Below are 19,412 nucleotides of genomic sequence, written 5' to 3' on the forward strand. Positions count from 1 at the left end.
TGACCATGGACAAAATCAGGTTCTTCGAGCTGGTCACCGAATGGTTCGAGGTACTCGGTGTTGTCGCCATGGTTCTCGGGTTCGTGTTCGCATTCGTGATCGCGGGGCGCGCATGGAGTCGAACGCGGGACGGTAGTTCGGCGTTTCGTACTCTGCGCGAGACCATGGGCGCGGTCATCCTTCTCGGCCTCGAGATCCTTGTCGCCGCTGATCTGGTGAAGACGGTGACGTCGTCGCCGTCGCTGACAGACGCCGCAGTTCTGGGCATGATCGTTCTTATTCGGACCGTGCTGAGCCTGTCGATTCAGATCGAGATCGACGGGGTACTTCCGTGGCGCAAGGCGTTGGTGTCAAGTCCGGAACTCCTGGTACGCGCAGCGCGCGGATCAGGAGGCCGCACGACGCCCGACGCGTCGAGTTCGTAGCGATAGCCGTTGCGAGTGAAAGGTCGGGCAGATGACAGCAGTGCGCACCGAGCATCTCACGGTCGACGAAAGGCGGGCACGCGGCCGTCAGGCGCGTAGAGATACGCCATTGGCCGCGCTCGCGGATCTGGCAGAGAGTGACCGTGATCCGATATCACTGCTCGAATTGCAGGCGAAGTCGCGGGTACAGGACCTGGTGCCCATCCGATACGGGCGGATGTCGGCATCGCGGTTCTCGTTCTTCCGCGGCGCTGCGCTGGTGATGGCCGACGATTTGTCACGCAGTCCGGATTCGGGTCTTGCCAGCCAACTCTGCGGCGACGCGCACCTGAGCAACTTCGGTATCTATGCGACGCCCGAGCGAAAGCTCGCGTTCGACATCAACGACTTCGACGAAACGTACCCGGGACCGTTCGAATGGGACGTGAAACGACTGGCCGCAAGTTTGGTGATCGCCGCAAAGGACAACGGATTTTCGGGCAAGGAGCGGAAGAAGATCGTTCGCGGATGCGCGGCCGAGTATCGGGAAACCATGATCACCCAGGCAGGATTGGGAAATCTTGCAGTCTGGTACTCGCACATCGCACCCGAGGACGGGCTCGAGGCTCTCCAGATCGACCTGAAGAAGCGCATGCTTGCTCGCACACAAGCGACGCTGGACAAGGCTCGTCGCCGCGACAGTGTGCAGGCGGCAGGCAAGTTCACCGAAATCGTCGACGGCCGGCGGCAATTCATCAGTGATCCGCCGCTGATCGTGCCCGCAAACGAGTTGTTCGCAGGGACCGATCTCACGCAGATCGAGGAGTTGCTACGTCAGCGCGTTCGGTCGTATCGGAGCACGCTGCAGTGGGACCGTCGGGTGTTGCTCGAAAGCTTCGAGATGACGCACATTGCGCGGAAGGTTGTCGGTGTCGGGAGCGTCGGAACACGCGCATGGATGATCCTCATGAAAGGCGTCGACGACGACGATCCGTTGATCCTGCAGGTCAAGGAAGCGCAACCCTCGGTATTGTCCGGCTACGTCGATGGTCCGACCTTCAAGAACGAAGGGGAACGCGTCGTCAACGGGCAACGCTTGATGCAAGCGACAAGCGACATCTTTCTCGGCTGGGAACGAGGGCCGGGGCTCGACGAGGGTGAGCACGATTTCTACATTCGTCAACTGCGTGACGGTAAAGGGTCGGCAGTCATCGAAGAGATGGTGCCGCAGGGGCTGGAACTCTACGGGCGCCTGTGCGCCAGGGTCCTTGCCTACGCACACGCTCGCTCGTCCGATCGGATAGCGATCGCCGAATATCTCGGTGACGGAACCGAATTCGATTTCGCGATCGGGGAGTTCGCGGCTGCCTACGCCAAGCGCAATGCACGCGATCATGCCGCTCTGCTGACCGCGATCGACGACGGTCGCGTGTCAGCAGAGCGGGGAGTGTGACGACTCAGGCGAACACGCCGTCGAGCCAGCCCTGCCACGCTGCCGTTGCTGATCCACCGTCAGCGCCCTCTGCGAAGAGGTGATGGGCCGCGTCGACGTTGCCGCCGAAAGCATTTCGGCCGTAGAACCGCAGCAATGCGTCCTCGGTGCGCAAGCCGATGAACCAGTCGTTGATGTAGTCGACAATCGCGTCGACGGTTCCGATTCCGGGGACTTCCACCGACGCGGAGTCACCGACACCGGCGCCCGAGGTGATTCCGAGGGCGCTGCGAAGCGTTCCCATCGCTTGCGGCGCGGACGAGGATTCCGGGCCTTCGGCCGAGACATAGGTGACGGGTTTTCCGGCGAAGTACCGCACGTATTGGCCGAGACTGTGCAGGTAGAAGTCCGTGTGCTTGCTCGCGCCGTCGTACTGGTTGTCCCAGTCATCGGCAAACACTCCGGCGTGGACGTAGCGGACAACGGCGGTGCTCTCGTCGCGTGCTTCGACGACGTATTCGAGGTTGTTGAACCAGCCGTCGGGGCCTTGCATGTGGATGGCGAGTTCGCGGGGCGGCTCCCAGGTCGCGATGATCGGGCTGTCCGGGCGGCTGCCGTCGGCGGGGATCTCGAGAGGGGAGGGGAACATCCAGCCGGCCGTTTCGGCCGAGATGGCGGCCCAGATCTGCTCGGGGGTTCCTGGGACGACCACCTCGCGGCGGATTTCGAATTTCTCGGACATTGCTACTTCTCCGTTTCGGGCGCGTCGATGGCTTGGGTTGTGATGGTTTGGGGTGTGGTGAGGCTGGGATGCAAGGCGACAACGAGGCGGTGTTTGCGTCCGCCTTCGGAATTGCCGTTGTGATACTTGGCGACGAGTGAGTTGATCGACTCGCCGAGTTCGCCGGCGAACGCGGCACGGTCGGCCGCCGTGGCAAAGGTGATGTCGCTGTCGATGGCAAAGGACGCCAACGGTTTTCCGGCTGCAGTTGCGCCGGCGATCAGCTCGCCGACCTCTCGGACGATCCGCGCTGCGAGACTGACGAGCCAGCGCGCCGAGAGCTGATCGGGGAACCGGCCCGGGTCTGGGGCGAGCGCCGACATGGCGGCAGGGGATATGACGTACGACGCGGCACTGGCCTGCATGATTCGCTCGGTCATGTTGCCTCGCTTGCGTTCCTCGACGAGCTCGACAAGTCCGTGGTCTTCGAGAGTGCGCAGGTGGTAGTTCACCTTCTGGCGTGTCAGCCCGATCCGGGGCGCCAGCGAGGATGCCGATCCCGGCACCGCCAATTCGGCCAGAATCCGTTGCCGAATCGGATCGAGCGACGCCTCGGCAGCTCCGGGGCGATCGATGACTGCTACGTCCAACATGAGAAAACCATCCCACCGACAACAAAATCTGTCAAGACAGAAAAAATTTTCGGTGGGATGGTTTCGGAGATTCGCTATCGCTTGAGGTCGGGCGGGTTGTTCAGATCCCGCGCCGAGTACGTGTCACACGACGAAATCTGGCCGGTCTGGTATCCGGTCATGAACCACGCCTGACGCTGTGCGGAGGAGCCGTGTGTCCAACCTTCAGGGTTGACCCGACCGGTCGTGGACTTCTGGATACGGTCGTCGCCCACCGACGAGGCGGCGGACAACGCGTCGCGAATGTCGTCTTTTGACAAGGGCTTCAGGAACGGTTGACCGGTCGCCTGATCGGGAATCGTGTCCGCAAAATGTGCCCAGACGCCTGCGTAGCAATCGGCCTGGAGTTCGGTGCGAACCGCACCCGACTGCTCACCCTGCGGGTCGGCCTGCGCGCGGCCGATGTCGCCGAGCTGATTCTGGATGTGATGTCCGAACTCGTGCGCGACCACGTACTCCTGTGCGAGCGGTCCGGCGCTGGAACCGAAACGGTCGACGAGTAGTTGGAAGAAACTCGTGTCGAAGTACGCAGTCTGGTCGGCCGGGCAGTAGAACGGACCGACGTCACTAGACGCCTGGCCGCAACCGGTGTTGACCGAACCGCTGAACAGAATGACTTCGGGTCGCACGTACGCCGTGCCGGTCTGCTTGACCAACTGCTGTTCCCAAACGTCGTCGAGGCTTCCGACGGTCAGTGTGACGCGGCAGTTCACATCGGCGTTTGCCTGAGCACCGGTGCACTCGTCGACCGACGACAGTCCGGTCGACGAACTCGAAGTCTCGGTAGACGTACCCAGGAGTGAGCCGGGGTCACCGCCGAACAACAGCGCCAGGATCAGAACGATGATGCCGCCCGCGCCACCGCCGATCGCGATTTTGCCGCCGCGGCCACCGCCACCCCCGCCGCCTTGAACCTGAACGCGTCCCGCTTCGCCGCGGGCCCCCTCGTTGAAGGTCATCTATGTCCGCTTTCTGCTGTCGTGAACAAGTGCTTGCCGTCACTTCTGGAGATAGCTTCGCATGCGATGCGGGTCCGCGTTTCCGCTCTGTGCAGTTCGCTCCGTAGGATCGCAGGCAAAGTAGTCGGTCGTCGGTTATTGGAAGTAGTTCGAAAGGAATCCCGTGCTGCGCACACATCTCGCCGGTTCATTGCGACCCGAGCAGGCAGAGCAGACCGTAACGCTCACCGGTTGGGTAGCCAGGCGTCGTGATCACGGCGGAGTGATCTTCATCGATCTCCGTGATGCATCCGGAGTTGCGCAGGTAGTTTTCCGGGCAGGTGACGTGGCCGAGCAGGCGCACCGTCTGCGCGCGGAATACTGCGTTCGCGTGACCGGAACGGTCGAGGTTCGCCCAGAGGGCAACCAGAACTTCGAGATCCCCACCGGAGCGATCGAGGTCAACGCCACAGAACTCGAGGTTCTCAACGAAAGCGCACCGCTGCCGTTCCAGCTCGACGATCAGGTCGGCGAAGAAGCGCGCCTCAAGTACCGCTACCTCGACCTGCGTCGTGAAGGCCCCGGCTCCGCAATTCGCTTGCGCTCCAAGGTAAGTGCTGCAGCGCGCGGCGTTCTCGCGCATCACGAGTTCGTCGAGGTCGAGACTCCGACGCTCACGCGCTCGACGCCCGAGGGTGCCCGTGACTTCCTGGTGCCGTCGCGCCTTCAGCCCGGTAGCTTCTACGCACTGCCGCAGAGCCCGCAGCTGTTCAAGCAGCTCCTCATGGTCGGCGGCATCGAGCGCTACTACCAGATCGCACGTTGCTACCGCGACGAGGATTTCCGCGCCGATCGCCAGCCCGAGTTCACTCAGCTCGACATCGAGATGGCTTTCGTCAACCAGGACGACATCATCCTGCTCGCCGAGGAAATCCTGACGGCGCTCTGGAAGCTCGTCGGCCACGAGATCAAGACGCCGATCGACCGCATGACCTACACCGAGGCAATGCGTCGTTATGGCAGCGACAAGCCGGACCTGCGTTTCGACATCGAACTCGTCGAGTGCATGGACTTCTTCAAGGACACGACGTTCCGCGTGTTCCAGGCGGAGTACGTCGGCGCCGTCGTGATGCCCGGCGGTGCAAGCCAGCCGCGCAAGCAACTCGACGCCTGGCAGGAATGGGCCAAGCAGCGTGGGGCCAAGGGTCTGGCGTACGTGTTGGTCGGTGAAGACGGCACTCTCGGTGGACCTGTTGCCAAGAACCTGACCGACGCCGAGCGTGAGGGCCTGGCCGCCCACGTCGGAGCTCAGCCGGGAGACTGCGTCTTCTTCGCAGCTGGTGCAACGAAGCCGATGCGCGCCCTCCTCGGCGCTGCCCGTGGTGAGATCGCCCGCAAGAAGGACCTCATCGATCCTGACGCGTGGGCCTTCGTGTGGATCGTCGACGCTCCGATGTTCGAGCCGACCGCCGACGCCACTGCATCCGGTGACGTCGCTCTCGGCCACTCCGCGTGGACCGCCGTGCACCACGCGTTCACGTCGCCGAAGCCGGAGTTCTTCGACACGTTCGACACCGATCCGGATTCCGCTCTCGCCTACGCGTACGACATCGTCTGCAACGGCAACGAGATCGGCGGCGGCAGTATTCGTATCCACCGCAAGGACATTCAGGAACGAGTGTTCAAGGTGATGGGTATCTCCGAGGAAGAGGCGCAGGAGCAGTTCGGCTTCCTCCTCGACGCCTTCGCCTTCGGTGCGCCGCCGCACGGCGGAATCGCATTCGGCTGGGACCGCATCACCGCGCTCCTCGCCGGCATGGATTCCATCCGTGAGGTCATCGCGTTCCCGAAGTCCGGCGGCGGCGTCGACCCGCTGACGGATGCTCCGGCACCGATCTCGGCTCAGCAGCGCAAGGAATCGGGTATCGACGCGAAGCCCGAGAAGAAGTCAGAGGACAAGAAGTCCGAAGGCGACACCGGCGAAGCCAAGTAGAGCCGACACCGGATCGCCATGCTGCATTTGCGGGTGATCTGCCCGACCGAGCGCACCGAGCAAGTTCTCGGTGCGCTCGCGTCGCAGCGGGGCGCGACACACATCGTCGTGATGCGCGACGTCGCGGTTCATCCTGCCGGCGACATGGTGGAGGCCGACGTCGCCCGTGAGGCGGCAAACGACGTCGTCGATGCCCTGAACGAACTCGGCGTCGCCGAGGACGGCGGAATGACGCTCGTACCGGTCGAGACGGTGTTGTCGGCGGCGGCGCGCAAAGCCGAGCGTGACGTGCCTGGTGATCCCGCGGATTCCGTCGTGTGGGAGGAATTGCTGTCCCGCACTCGCGAAGAGTCGACTCTCAACGGATTGTTCGTCGCGTTCCTGACCATTGCGTGTCTGCTGGCCGCGATCGGCGTCGTGACCGACTCTCAGATCACGATCGTCGGCGCCATGGTCGTCGGTCCGGAGTTCGGTCCGCTGGCTGCTTTGGCAGTCGCACTCGTACGGCGGGATCGACGGTTGCGTCGGCGTTCGATTCTCGCGCTTGCCGTCGGATTCCCCATCGCGATGGGCGTGACGCTTGCCGCAACGTTCGTGGTGAAGTTCTTCGGATGGATGGACGTCGTCAGTCTCGAGTCACTCCACGAGGTCGATTTCGTATACAAGGTCGGGCCCATTTCGTTTGTCGTCGCGCTTCTTGCCGGTGCGGCTGGGATGCTGGCACTCGTCTCGTCGAAGTCCGCTGCCTTGGTCGGGGTGTTCATCTCTGTCACCACGGTTCCTGCCGCCGGTTTCGCGGTGGTTGCGGCAGCAAACGGAGAATGGCGGATCGCCGGGTTGTCGTCTCTGCAACTGGCTGTCAACCTGCTCGGGATCGTCACTGCCTGCGTGATTGTTCTCTGGCTCAGAACCCGGGCCGACGAGGAATTCGAAGCAGCGTTGAAAGGCATTTCTCGATTTGTCGACGAGGACAAAACTCCATGACGTCGCAGGTTCGGAGTTCTGCTCACCGACAGCAAAATTCTCGAGAGAACTGTGAGCCGGTGTGGCGATTAGGGACTTTTGTCATCGCCGCAGGTAGTCGGCAATTTCTGTTGCTGTGAGGCCTTGAATTCTCCGCTGCGAGCGGACGAGCTGGGCATGATCGGAGTCACTAACGGGTAAGTTGGTCGGTGATGACCGCATTACTGGCAGACCCCGTTTCCGAAGTCGTCGCAGCTGCTGAGCAGTTGCTGACACGCCGCACAGGGGCACCCGTAACCCTGGTGGATCCCGTAGATCTCGGGGGGAGTGGCCGCACCGTCGTGCTGCGCGTTCGTGTCGCCGAGAACCCGTTCTCCCTGCCCCGAACTTTGGTGATCAAGCAGGTCCGCGACAACTTCCAGGGAGCTACCAAAACAGCGATTGCGCTCCCGGCCGCGTCCGAAGGTGACTTCGACGTCGAGACCGCATTCCTTCGTGAAGCGGTGTCGTATCAGTTCGCCAACGCGCTTGCCAAGGACGCACGCCCCGGCGCCGAACTGTTGGCGTCCGACCTCGATGCTCGCCTCCTGATCCTGAGTGATCTCGGCGACGCCACCGCAATCAGCGTCCGACTCGAAGACTCCGACCCGGACACCGTCACTTACACGTTGATGGCCATGGCTCAGGCAATGGGACGCATGCACGCCGCGACCGTCGGCCGTGAGGACGACTTCACCGCGCTTCTGCGTCGAGCCGAGGTTGCGCATTGTTCCGACGAAGTGGCGGATCAGGTGGGACGTGCCGTGGCCGGTGTTCCCGCGATGCTGGTGGAAAGTCTCGGCATCGATGTGAGTTCGGACATTCTCGAGCAGGTTCAGCATGCGCAGACACTGTTCAGCGGTGGCCGGTTCCGTGCCTTCAGTCCGTCGGACCTGTGCCCCGACAACATCATCGTCAACGACGACGGCGTGCAGTTCCTCGACTACGAGTGGGGTGGCTACCGCGATGCCCTCCTCGACATCACCTACGCGTTGGTGTCTTTCCCCGGTTGCCTGTGCAACATCGACCTGACCGAAGAGCGGGCGTCGGCGATGGTCGATGCCTGGCGGGCCGAGGTGGTGGGGATGTGGCCCGCCCTGGCCGACGAGGCCGAATTGGGGCGCAGGATCGTCGAGGCCCAACTCATCTGGGTCTGGCTCAGTACCTATCTGTACCTGCCCGAGGATCATTCGCGTATCGCCGCCGTCCGCGAACATTATCTCTCGATTCCACGCGCCGACGCACTGGTCGGACGCTGGGCCAGGCTCGCACGCTCGGCTCAGCTCGCCGGCAACGACGCCGTCGAGGCACACGCCCGCGAGGTCGTGGCGGCGCTGCGGACCGAGTTCAGCTGAGGCCCTGACCGATCACACACAGAAGGGCGCCCGTGCACGAAGCACGAGCGCCCTTTCTGGGTCGAGTCCGATCAGTTGTCGGAGACCAGATCGTTCTCGGACAGGTCCGTCGCCGCGAGCGCTGTCGCCAGATCGGGATGCCGGAACGTCGACGTCACCTGGTCGGCCACGACTCGGAAAGCAGAGGCCAGGGTCGCGGACTTGTCCGGTTCGGCCGCCCACGTTGCGGTCTGTTCGACGACGACCACGCCGTGGTGGACGTACATCTTTCCGGGGACGAGCGTGATGCCGGCGTTGGTGGCCCACTCGCGCAGGGCAGCGAGTCCCTGGCTCGCGCCCTTGGGGCCGCCTACCTCGATGTCGTCACTCGACAACTGCAGCAGAGTGTCGACGTCTTGGGAGTTGAGTGCATCGTGCCACGCGAGGACGGTGGCGATCTCGGAGGTGCTCATGGCGACAACGCTATCCAATGCGGATTCACGACTGGGTGAGGGCTGGCGGAACAGCGGATTGTGTCGGGCGTCGGTGGTCTCTAGTAGCGTCGATTCGTGAGCGATTGGCAAGCGGAAGACAGTGTGGGGGCGAAAGACGGCGTGGTGGCGGAAGACGGCCTGTTCGAGGCAACTCCGGAGGAATCCGCGATCGTCGACGAACCAGATGTCGTGTCTGTAGCCGAGCGCGCCCTGTCCTCGGTGCCGCCCGGTGCTCCTCTGGCTGTCCGCATGCGTCCGCTCACTCTTGGTGAAGTTGTCGGTCAACAGCACTTACTCGGGCCCGGCGCGCCACTCCGCAGAATGGTCGAGGGGTCCGGCGCCGCATCGGTACTTCTGTACGGACCTCCCGGCACCGGCAAGACCACGCTCGCATCGTTGATCTCGGGTGCTACCGGCCGCCGGTTCGAGGCTCTGTCGGCTCTGTCCGCCGGAGTCAAAGAAGTCCGCGGTGTCATCGAACTCGCGCGCCGCCGCCTGCTGAACGGCGAACAAACCGTCTTGTTCATCGACGAAGTTCATCGCTTCTCCAAGACCCAGCAGGACGCCTTGCTCGCCGCGGTCGAGAACCGCATCGTGCTCTTGGTCGGCGCGACCACCGAGAACCCGTCGTTCTCGGTCGTCTCCGCTCTGTTGTCGCGCTCGTTGGTCCTGCAACTGCAATCGCTCACCGCTGCGGATGTCCAGGAACTGCTCGAGCGCGCTGTCGCCGACGAACGCGGGTTCGGCGGAGCGATCACGATCGACGACGACGCGATGGAACACCTCGTTCGTCTGGCGGCCGGCGACGCCCGCCGAGCCCTGACGGCACTCGAGGCTGCCGCCGGAGCTGCACTGGACACGGCCGGTGACGCTTCGGGCCCGGTGGTGCTCGACCTCGCGACCGTCGAGGCCAGTGTCGACAAGGCCGCGGTTCGGTACGACCGTGCCGGAGATCAGCACTACGACGTCATCAGTGCATTCATCAAGAGCATTCGTGGATCAGACGTCGACGCCGCCCTGCACTACCTCGCACGGATGCTGACCGCGGGCGAAGACCCTCGCTTCATCGCACGGCGTCTGGTGGTTCACGCCAGCGAAGACATCGGCATGGCTGATCCGATGGCGCTGCAGACTGCCACCGCCGCGGCGCAGGCAGTGCAGCTGATCGGTATGCCGGAGGCTCGTCTGGCGCTGGCACAGGCCACCATTCATCTGGCGACGGCTCCCAAATCGGGTGCGGTCATCGCCGCACTCGGCGCGGCCATGGCCGACGTGGCCGCCGGAAAATCCGGACTGGTACCGCCGCACCTGCGTGACGGGCACTACAAGGGCGCCGAGCAATTGGGCAACGCAGTCGGATACAAGTACCCGCACGACACACGTGATGGTGTTCTGCGGCAACAGTATCCACCGGACGATCTGGTGGGTGTCGACTATTACCAGCCCACCGCGCACGGCAACGAGCGGGAGATCGCCGATCGGGTGAGCAAACTTCGCCGAATAGTTCGTGGCTGACGCCTGCCAGGTTCCACCGGCCGACGCGTTAGTCTGGACACCCATAGCTCGACGCTCTTGAAGGTAAGGACCGGTTAGTGCAAACCCACGAGATCCGCAGGCGATTCCTCGACCACTTCGTCAAGGCCGGCCACACCGAGGTGCCCAGCGCCTCGCTGATTCTCGACGACCCGAACCTTCTGTTCGTCAACGCGGGCATGGTTCCGTTCGTGCCGTTCTTCCTCGGGCAGCAGACGCCGTCCTACTCACGGGCGACGTCCGTGCAGAAGTGCGTCCGCACCCTGGACATCGAAGAGGTCGGCATCACCACCCGCCACAACACCTTCTTCCAGATGGCGGGCAACTTCTCCTTCGGTGACTACTTCAAGAAGGAAGCCATCTCCCACGCCTGGCAGTTGCTGACAGGTTCGGTCGAGGACGGCGGATACGGCATCGATCCCACGCGCCTGTGGGCCACCGTCTACCTCGACGACGACGAAGCGTTCTCGATCTGGCGCGACGAGGTAGGAGTGCCCGAAGAGCGCATCCAGCGCCGCGGCATGAAGGACAACTACTGGTCCATGGGCATTCCCGGGCCGTGCGGCCCCTGCTCGGAGATCTTCTACGACCGCGGCGCCGAATACGGCGTCGAGGGTGGCCCCGAAGCCGACGAGGATCGCTACATCGAGATCTGGAACCTCGTGTTCATGCAGAACGAGCGCGGCGAGGGCACCAACAAGGGCGACTACCCGATCCTCGGACCGTTGCCGAAGAAGAACATCGACACCGGCATGGGCGTCGAGCGCGTTGCGTTCCTCCTGCAGGGCGTCGAAAACGTCTACGAGACAGATCTTCTCCGCCCCGTCATCGACAAGGCCGCCGAACTGACCGGCAGTGTCTACGGGACCGACCACACTTCAGACGTCCGTTTCCGCGTCATCGCCGACCACGCACGCACCGCAGCGATGTTGATCGCCGACGGTGTGAACCCCGGCAACTACGGCCGCGGCTACGTCCTGCGCCGGTTGCTGCGTCGCATCGTGCGTTCGGCCAAACTGCTCGGCAGCGAGCAGCCCACCATGCGCGAGTTCATGATCGTCGTCCGCGACACGATGGCGCCGTCGTACCCGGTTCTGGAAACCGACTTCACGCGCATCGAGAACGTTGCCGTCGGCGAGGAGACCGCGTTCCTCAAGACGCTGGCTTCGGGTTCTGCTCTGTTCGAGAATGCTGCCGAGACGGTCAAGTCGTCCGGAAAGTCGGTCATCGCCGGCGATCAGGCGTTTGCACTGCACGACACCTACGGCTTCCCGATCGACCTCACGCTCGAGATGGCGTCCGAGGCCGGTCTCACCGTGGACGAGGACGGCTTCCGCACGCTCATGGCCGAGCAGCGCAAGCGCGCCAAGGACGACGCTCAGGCTCGTAAGCACGCCCACGCCGACCTCACGGTCTACAAGGAACTGCTCGACCGAGGCGCCACCGAGTTCACCGGTTTCGACGAACTCGTCTCCGAGGCTCACGTCCTCGCACTGATCGTCGACGGCGTCCGTGTCCCGGTAGCGAAGGCCGGTCAGGACGTCGAGGTCATCCTCGACCGAAGCCCGCTCTACGCAGAGTCCGGTGGACAGATCGCCGACATCGGTTCGCTCACCGCGCCGGGCCTCGAAGCCAAGGTCAACGACGTACAGAAGATCGCCAAGAAGGTCTGGACGCACAAGGTGACGGTGCAGAAGGGTGAGATCACCGAGGGCGACGTCGTACTCGCGCACGTCGACGCCGAGTGGCGCAAGGGTGCAACCCAGGGGCACTCCGGCACCCACATGGTGCACGCTGCACTGCGTCAGGTGCTCGGCCCCAACGCGGTGCAGGCAGGCTCGCTCAACAAGCCGGGTTACCTCCGCTTCGACTTCTCGTGGCAGGGCGCGCTGTCCGACTCCCAGAAGCAGGACATCGAGGCACTTACCAACGAAGCCGTGGCGTCGAACTACGCGGTCAACACATTTGTCACGGATCTCGACAAGGCCAAGGCGATGGGTGCGATGGCACTCTTCGGTGAGAACTACGGCGACGAGGTTCGTGTCGTCGAAATCGGCGGCCCGTTCTCGATGGAACTGTGCGGTGGCACTCACGTCGGAAGCTCCGCACAGATCGGTCAGGTCACGCTGCTCGGTGAGCAGTCGGTCGGCTCCGGAATCCGACGCGTCGAGGCGTACGTCGGTTTGGACTCCTACCGCTACCTCGCCAAGGAACGCGCGCTCCTGGCCGGACTCTCCTCCTCGCTGAAGGTTCCTTCGGAAGAGGTGCCCGCCCGCGTCGAGGCGCTCGTCGAGCGACTCAAGGTGGCCGAGAAGGAACTCGAGCAGACCAAGGCCAAGGCTGTGCTGGCGTCGGCAGGCGAGTACGTCGCCAAGGCCAAGCGCATCGGCAGTGTCCTCGTCATCGCCGAGCCTGCTCCCGCCGGAGTCGGCGGAAACGACCTGCGCAGCCTCGTCACGGACATCAAGGGTCGCCTCGGCTCCGAACCTGCCGTCGTAGCTCTGCTCGGTGACGTCGACGGCAAGGTTCCGTTCGTGGTCGCCTCGAGCAAGGCAGCTCAAGGTCTCGGTGTGAAGGCCGGCGAGCTGGTCGCGTCGTTCGGTCCCAAGATCGGTGGCCGCGGCGGCGGAAAACCCGACATGGCCCAGGGTTCGGGTTCGGACTCCGCAGGAATCCCGGCGGCGCTCGATGCGATCCGGGACAGAGTCGGAGAGCTGGCGGGCGGCAGCTGACGGTGGTGGCTACGCAGCAGGGTCCCGATCGCCCCGGCATCGACGACCCTGGTCGCGGGCGGCGCATCGCCATCGACGTGGGCAGTGTTCGCATCGGCGTCGCGTCCAGCGACCCCGACGGCATCCTCGCGACACCGGTGGAAACGGTTCCACGCTCGAAGGAGCGTGGGCCCGACGCGCCGGATATCCGGCGCATTATCGCCATCGTGTCCGAATACGAGGCCGTTGAGGTTATCGTCGGACTGCCACAGACGCTGCGCGGTGAGCAAGGTAAAGCCGCCGGTATCGCGACTGCATTCGCCAAACGACTGCAGCGGGCCGTCGAACCGATCCCGGTGAGACTGTCCGACGAACGACTGACGACCGTCACGGCTGCGCGCAATCTCCGCGAAAGTGGAGTCAAGGCACGCGGCCAGCGACCGATGATCGATCAGGCTGCGGCGGTGGAAATCCTGCAAGGCTGGCTGGACGAGCGGAGTAGAGCTGTGAAACCAGGGGAGTCGTCGAAGGACGCTGCACTGGAGGGCGATCTGTGAACGCGCGGTGGGATGAGGGCGGCGGAAGCCGGCCCACCAGTTCGTTCGACTTCGACAACGACGAGACCATGGTCATGCGTGCACTGCCGCAGAACATCGATCCGCCGCATATGTCGCGAGCCGAGGCACGCAAGCAACGCGAAGCGCGCAACAAGCGCGCCAAGCGTGGCAAGAAGGTCGGCGTTCTCGCCCTGCTGGTGTTGGTGATCGCAGTCCTCGGTGTCGGTGCATACGGCGCTCTCTGGTACATGGATCGCAACAAGACCGCGGAGGATTTTGCCGGCCCCGGCGGCGCACCCGTGGTCATCCAGATCAACAGTGGAGAAACTGCATCGGAGATCGGTGCGACGCTCGAGGCGAAGAACGTCGTCGCGAGTTCCGCTGCTTTCTACAACGCGGCGATCGCCAATCCGTCTGAGATCCAAAAGGTGCAACCCGGCTTCTACCAGGTGCCGGTGCAGAGTAGCGCCGCGAGCGCACTCGACACCTTGGTTGCCCCGGACTCCCGAGTCGGCAGTGTTGTCATCGCCGAAGGGCGTCAGCTGCACGACAGTTCGGACGCGCAGACCGGCTCGCTCAAGAAGGGCATCTACAACCTCATTTCCGAGGCGAGTTGTGTCGGCCCGGTTTCCGCTCAGAAATGTGTCTCGACAGACGAATTGAACACTGCGGGAGCATCTTCCGATCTGGCTTCGCTCGGCGTGCCCGAATGGGCGATGTCGTCGGTCAAGAGCGTGCCGGACAAGGACCGTCAGCTCGAAGGCCTGATCGCCGCCAGCAGTTGGGATTTCGATCCCACTGCGACGCCCACCGAGATCCTGCGGTCGTTGGTCGAGGGTAGCGCCGCCAAGTACGAGGCCACGGGAATTCTTACAGCCGGCAGCGGGGTCGGAATGTCTCCGTACCAGTTGTTGGTGGCAGCGTCGCTGGTCGAGCGTGAGGCGTTGCCCGCTGACATGGCCAAGGTCGCGCGGGTGATCGTCAACCGACTCGCAGTCGATCAGCCTCTGCAGTTCGACTCCACGGTCAACTACTCACTCGACACCACCGAGGTCGCAACCACGGATGCCGACCGTGAGCGCGTCACGCCGTGGAACACGTACGCAATGCCGGGTCTGCCTGCAACGCCCATCGCTTCGCCGAGCATCGACGCGCTGAAGGCCGTGGAATCGCCGGCGGCCGGTGACTGGTTGTACTTCGTCACGATCAACAAGGAAGGCCAGACGCTCTTCACCAAGAGCTACGAGGAGCATTTGGCCAACATCGAACTGGCACAGCAAAGTGGGATTCTCGACAGTGGACGGTAGTACCGCGACTTCGCTCGCGACGCCCCGTAAGGCGGCAGTTCTCGGAAGCCCGATCGCTCACTCGAAGTCCCCGTTGCTGCATCTTGCGGCGTACGCGGCTTTGGGGCTGAGCGATTGGACCTACGAGCGGATCGAATGCACCGGCGAGCAGTTGCCTGCCCTCGTCGACTCACTCGGCCCCGAATGGATCGGCCTCTCGGTGACGATGCCGGGCAAGATCGCAGCACTCGAATATGCCACCGAACGCACACCGCGAGCGGTGACCATCGGCTCGGCCAACACCCTGGTTCGCATCGACGGCGGTTGGCGTGCCGACTGCACGGACGTCGACGGAGTCAGCGGTGCGTTGATCGCCGGCGGTGTCGGCGATCTCAGCGGCACTTCGGCGGTAGTTGTCGGCGCGGGCGGCACCGCGCGGCCGGCATTGGTCGCGTTGGCCGACATGGGAGTTCGGACAGTCACCGTGGTCGCGCGTGATCCGGGGCGCGCATCCGGTGCCATCGAATGCGGCGGTGCTGTCGGGTTGGACATTGATCTGGTCGCCTTCGACGACGCACGGCTAGGCGGGATCTGCGCCGAATCCTCGGTCTTGGTCAGTACCGTTCCCGCGGAAGCGGCAGCGCCCTTTGCCCAGCAATTGGGGAAGGCGCGATTTGTCCTCGACGCGATCTACAACCCCTGGCCGACGCCACTTGCTTCGGTTGTCGAGGCGGCCGATGGCACGGTGATCGGTGGCCTCGAGATGTTGCTCAATCAGGCCTTCGGGCAGGTAGAGCAGTTCACGGGCAAGCCCGCTCCGCGAGAGGCGATGGCAGCCGCTATCGCTTAGGTCTGTTCACAGTGTCGAGGTAGTCCACAAGACGATTCGTAGTCTGCCGCTGGCGAACGGCAGACGCCAAGCTCGAAACCATGTGGACGTTGATGGTCTTGGCAGGCTCGGGGGTAGTCGCTGGCTTCGGAGCTCGGGCGATCGTCGACAATTGGTTGCGGCGACACGGTTATCGACCAGTCGTGACTTTCTGTTGTGTGCCGCAGTGCGCCGTCGCAACAGGCTGGGTTGTCGTCGGTGCGCTGAATACCTCGGTGGTGCAGTTATTTTCCGGTCTCGCCGTGGTGTGGTGGTGCGTCGCGATCTCGACTGTCGACCTGGCTGTGCGTCGGCTGCCCAACAGTTTCACGCTGCCGGGCTACGCCGTCGTGATGGTCTACGCGACGGTGTCGGGAACGGTGTGGGTGGCGGTGGTGGGGTCGGCACTGCTCGCCGGAATCCACCTCCTGGCGCACGTGATGTCGCCTGGTTCCATGGGCGTCGGCGATGTGAAGCTCTCGCTTCCTCTGGGCGCCGTGACCGGATTGGTGGGAGCGGACGCCTGGCTGTGGTCGTTGGTGTCTGCCTCGGTGCTCACCGCAACGCTGGGCACCGCGCTGGAACTGCGAAGACGAGGGCCGGTAGCCCACAATTCGCCCATTGCGCACGGACCCTCGATGTGCCTGGCAGCCTGCGGTTCGATTGCGTTTGCCTGGCTGACGTGACGAGTGCAACATCCGCGAGAAGTCTGGCGTTATTGACCGTTCAACGACGGACGGTGAACTGCAGGAAAGACGTAACCGTCGGTTTCATAAATGCGGGTATTGCCAGCGCGCGGTCCCAGTATGCGGCGAGTCGGACTTGCCGAATGTCCACACCCTGACGTTCACTGAGGTTTCGGAAATGGGACAAAACGAATCTCGTTTCGCACTCGATTATCGGGGGAACCTATGCGCACAAGGCTTTTCGTCGCTGCGGCAGCCTGTTTGGCGGCTGTGGCTGCAGGAGCGGGCGTCGCCGGCGCCGCGCCTGCACCTTCATCGGTGGCACTGGGCGGGGGCTCAGGAATCCTGCTGCCGGACGTGGATCACTCCGATCCTGACCGAGTTGCAGCATGCACGTTGACCGCGGTCGGCTACGACAACGCCGGTTCTCTCGTGGCACTCACCGCCGGACACTGCGGAGTTGTCGGGGACCGGGTGTTCGCCGAGTACCTGCCCGAGGCCGGACCCATCGGTCGGTTCTCTTACTCGAGTCCGGTCTCGGACATCGCCGTGATCGATCTCGACGACGCCAAGGTAGCTCCGCTGCGTACCGTCGGCGGCACGACGATCAACGGAATCGGCGCCCCGCCGGCCCCGGGCACGATCGTGTGCAAGGAAGGCCGTTCGACCGGCACCACGTGCGGTATCACCTGGGGTTACGACTCCGTCTACGGTGAGATCGTCGAGCACACGTGCTCGATTCCCGGTGATTCCGGTGGACCGCTCGTCGTCGGTGACCGCCTGGTGGGCTTGATCAGCAACGGCTACCCGCCGTACTGCTTCGAGCCGCTTCCGCCGCCGTTCCACGCTCCCGACAACTCGGCGGACATCAACATCGGTTTGGCTGACATCAACGCAAACGGTGGAGGATTCCGCCTGTTCTAGACCCACAGGTACCTCTGAGATGGCCCACACGCCTCGTGCGTGTGGGCCATCTGTGTTCACCGGGAGGACCACTGTGACAACTGAGGTCTGCGACGTGGAAAGATGGTCGGCGTGCTGCGTTGGATAACTGCCGGAGAATCCCATGGTCCCGCCCTCGTCGCGATGCTCGAGGGCATGGTCGCGGGGGTCGAAGTGACCTCTGAGGCCATCTCGTCGGAACTTGCCCGTCGTCGACTCGGTTACGGCCGTGGCGCACGGATGAAGTTCGAGGCCGACAAGGTCACCATCATCGGCGGTGTCCGCCACGGATTTACGCTCGGTGGCCCCGTGGCCATCGAGATCGGCAACACCGAGTGGCCCAAGTGGGAAACCATCATGTCCGCCGACCCGGTCGACCCGGACCTGCTCGCCGATCAGGCTCGCAATGCCCCGTTGACGCGCCCGCGTCCCGGACACGCCGATTACAGCGGCATGCTCAAGTACGGCTTCAACGATGCGCGTCCCGTCCTCGAGCGCGCCAGCGCTCGCGAGACCGCAGCCCGGGTGGCCGCTGGAACCGTCGCACGGTCCTTCCTGCGTCAGGTATTCGGTGCCGAGGTCGTTTCACACGTTATTTCCATCGGTGCTTCCGAGCCGTACGTCGGACCCGTGCCGGAGGGCAAGGATCTCGACGCGATCGACGCGAGCCCGGTCCGCGCATTCGACAAGGCTGCAGAAGAGTCGATGATCGCCGAAATCGAATCGGCGAAGAAGGACGGCGACACCCTCGGTGGCGTCGTGGAGGTCGTCATCCACGGCCTGCCGGTCGGACTCGGCACTTTCGTCAGCGGCGCCGAGCGTCTCGATTCACGACTTGCTGCTGCTCTCATGGGAATTCAGGCCATCAAGGGTGTCGAGGTCGGCGACGGCTTCGAGACCGCGCGCCGTCGTGGCAGCGAAGCTCACGACGAAATCCGCCCGGGCCCGGACGGCATCGTGCGCTCCACGAACCGCGCAGGCGGTATCGAAGGTGGCATGACCAATGGTGAGGCTCTTCGAGTTCGCGCCGCGATGAAGCCGATCTCGACGGTTCCGCGCGCTCTGGCGACGGTCGACATGGAGAGCGGCGAGGAAGCGGTTGCCATCCACCAGCGCAGCGACGTGTGCGCGGTTCCGGCTGCCGGCGTCGTCGCCGAGTCGATGGTTGCGCTCGTCGTGGCTCAGGCCGCACTCGAAAAGTTCGGTGGTGATTCCATTGCTGAAACCACTGCCAACTACCGTCGTTACGCCGAGGGCATCGCAGCCCGACCGCCTCGATAGGACTCACGTATCGATGAAGCCGAAGGCTGTACTCATCGGTCCGCCCGGTGCCGGCAAATCGACCATCGGTCGACGTCTCGCGCAGGCACTCGAACTCGAATTGGTCGATACCGACGCCGAGATCGAACGGACCACGGGTAGGACGATCCCGGAGATCTTCACCCATGACGGAGAGCCTCGGTTTCGTGAGATCGAGGAATCGGTGGTTCGCGAAGCGTTGCAGGCCACCGACGGAATCGTCTCGCTCGGCGGTGGTGCGATCCTCTCCGATCGCACGCGCGAACTGCTCCAGGGGCACACGGTCATCTACCTCGAGATCAGTGTCGCCGAAGGGCTTCGCCGCACTGGGGCGAACAATCATCGCCCGCTGCTGGCCGGCGGAGATCCCAAGGTCAAGTACCAGGAGTTGATGAGGCGTCGTCGTCCGCTGTACCGGCGTTCGGCCACGATTCGGATTCGGACCGACGGCCGAAGTCCGGCGCGTGTCGTCGGGCAACTGGTGTCGAAACTTCAAGACAAATGAACAACCGGAGCGGAG

General features: G+C 63.8%; 18 protein-coding genes. 14 read left to right on the plus strand and 4 right to left on the minus strand.

From position 1 onward, the window contains the following. Positions 1-5: 5 nt before the first annotated feature. Positions 6-425: a DUF1622 domain-containing protein gene (locus tag G9U53_RS23170; protein WP_007728052.1), complete on the plus strand. Its 420-nt coding sequence runs from the start codon at positions 6-8 to the stop codon at positions 423-425. A gap of 31 nt (positions 426-456) precedes the next feature. Further along, a complete protein-coding gene (locus G9U53_RS23175; protein WP_007728051.1) occupies positions 457-1,857 on the plus strand; it encodes a DUF2252 domain-containing protein in 1,401 nt (466 codons plus the stop codon). 4 nt (positions 1,858-1,861) lie between these two features. Here the strand turns inward: G9U53_RS23175 and G9U53_RS23180 are convergent, their stop codons facing one another. The 3 genes from G9U53_RS23180 to G9U53_RS23190 all read right to left on the minus strand — a co-directional run bounded on the left by G9U53_RS23180 (position 1,862) and on the right by G9U53_RS23190 (position 4,208). Further along, positions 1,862-2,578: a hypothetical protein gene (locus tag G9U53_RS23180; RefSeq protein ID WP_058038751.1), complete on the minus strand. Its 717-nt coding sequence runs from the start codon at positions 2,576-2,578 to the stop codon at positions 1,862-1,864. Between the two features lie 2 nt (positions 2,579-2,580). Next, a complete protein-coding gene (locus G9U53_RS23185) occupies positions 2,581-3,210 on the minus strand; it encodes a helix-turn-helix domain-containing protein (protein ID WP_042448756.1) in 630 nt (209 codons plus the stop codon). 74 nt (positions 3,211-3,284) lie between these two features. Further along, positions 3,285-4,208, minus strand: coding sequence for a neutral zinc metallopeptidase (locus G9U53_RS23190; protein ID WP_003945028.1), 924 nt, complete (start codon positions 4,206-4,208; stop codon positions 3,285-3,287). Between the two features lie 163 nt (positions 4,209-4,371). On the opposite strand from G9U53_RS23190, the gene aspS reads away from it, so the two are divergent. From aspS to G9U53_RS23205, 3 genes are all read left to right on the plus strand, one after another. After that, the gene (gene aspS / locus G9U53_RS23195) at positions 4,372-6,180 is read left to right on the plus strand and encodes an aspartate--tRNA ligase (protein WP_003944808.1); all 1,809 of its coding nucleotides are present in this window, start codon (positions 4,372-4,374) and stop codon (positions 6,178-6,180) included. A gap of 18 nt (positions 6,181-6,198) precedes the next feature. Beyond that, positions 6,199-7,164: a DUF389 domain-containing protein gene (locus G9U53_RS23200; RefSeq protein ID WP_058038752.1), complete on the plus strand. Its 966-nt coding sequence runs from the start codon at positions 6,199-6,201 to the stop codon at positions 7,162-7,164. A 191-nt stretch (positions 7,165-7,355) separates the two neighbouring features. Further along, the gene (locus tag G9U53_RS23205) at positions 7,356-8,537 is read left to right on the plus strand and encodes a kinase (RefSeq protein ID WP_058038753.1); all 1,182 of its coding nucleotides are present in this window, start codon (positions 7,356-7,358) and stop codon (positions 8,535-8,537) included. Between the two features lie 71 nt (positions 8,538-8,608). Here G9U53_RS23205 and G9U53_RS23210 read toward each other — a convergent pair whose 3' ends face one another. Next, positions 8,609-8,989 (minus strand): nuclear transport factor 2 family protein, encoded by a 381-nt coding sequence (locus G9U53_RS23210; RefSeq protein WP_003944973.1) that lies wholly within the window; start codon positions 8,987-8,989, stop codon positions 8,609-8,611. 210 nt (positions 8,990-9,199) lie between these two features. On the opposite strand from G9U53_RS23210, the gene G9U53_RS23215 reads away from it, so the two are divergent. From G9U53_RS23215 to G9U53_RS23255, 9 genes are all read left to right on the plus strand, one after another. Beyond that, on the plus strand, positions 9,200-10,525 hold the full coding sequence (locus tag G9U53_RS23215) for a replication-associated recombination protein A (RefSeq protein ID WP_223304671.1): 1,326 nt from the start codon (positions 9,200-9,202) through the stop codon (positions 10,523-10,525). 77 nt (positions 10,526-10,602) lie between these two features. Beyond that, a complete protein-coding gene (gene alaS, locus G9U53_RS23220; protein WP_019748361.1) occupies positions 10,603-13,275 on the plus strand; it encodes an alanine--tRNA ligase in 2,673 nt (890 codons plus the stop codon). Positions 13,276-13,277: 2 nt separating this feature from the next. Further along, positions 13,278-13,811 (plus strand): Holliday junction resolvase RuvX, encoded by a 534-nt coding sequence (ruvX, locus tag G9U53_RS23225; protein ID WP_003944838.1) that lies wholly within the window; start codon positions 13,278-13,280, stop codon positions 13,809-13,811. Beyond that, positions 13,808-15,118 carry an endolytic transglycosylase MltG gene (gene mltG, locus G9U53_RS23230; RefSeq protein WP_042445689.1) on the plus strand — a complete coding sequence of 437 codons (1,311 nt, stop codon included), beginning with the start codon at positions 13,808-13,810 and terminating at the stop codon, positions 15,116-15,118. The genes ruvX and mltG overlap by 4 nt, the downstream gene beginning before the upstream one ends. Next, positions 15,108-15,947, plus strand: a complete 840-nt coding sequence (locus G9U53_RS23235) for a shikimate dehydrogenase (protein WP_003944839.1) — start codon at positions 15,108-15,110, stop codon at positions 15,945-15,947. The genes mltG and G9U53_RS23235 overlap by 11 nt, the downstream gene beginning before the upstream one ends. Before the next feature lie 182 nt (positions 15,948-16,129). Further along, on the plus strand, positions 16,130-16,651 hold the full coding sequence (locus G9U53_RS23240; RefSeq protein ID WP_231916201.1) for an A24 family peptidase: 522 nt from the start codon (positions 16,130-16,132) through the stop codon (positions 16,649-16,651). A gap of 225 nt (positions 16,652-16,876) precedes the next feature. Beyond that, on the plus strand, positions 16,877-17,575 hold the full coding sequence (locus tag G9U53_RS23245) for a S1 family peptidase (RefSeq protein WP_058038755.1): 699 nt from the start codon (positions 16,877-16,879) through the stop codon (positions 17,573-17,575). Positions 17,576-17,686: 111 nt separating this feature from the next. After that, positions 17,687-18,874 (plus strand): chorismate synthase, encoded by a 1,188-nt coding sequence (gene aroC / locus G9U53_RS23250; protein ID WP_003944974.1) that lies wholly within the window; start codon positions 17,687-17,689, stop codon positions 18,872-18,874. Between the two features lie 13 nt (positions 18,875-18,887). Then, complete coding sequence (locus G9U53_RS23255) at positions 18,888-19,397, plus strand: shikimate kinase (RefSeq protein ID WP_030536425.1); 510 nt, start codon at positions 18,888-18,890, stop codon at positions 19,395-19,397. Positions 19,398-19,412 lie beyond the last annotated feature (15 nt).

Origin of the sequence: Rhodococcus sp. D-46, assembly GCF_011290655.1 — a bacterium.
GTDB classification, from domain to species: Bacteria; Actinomycetota; Actinomycetes; order Mycobacteriales; family Mycobacteriaceae; genus Rhodococcus_F; species Rhodococcus_F qingshengii.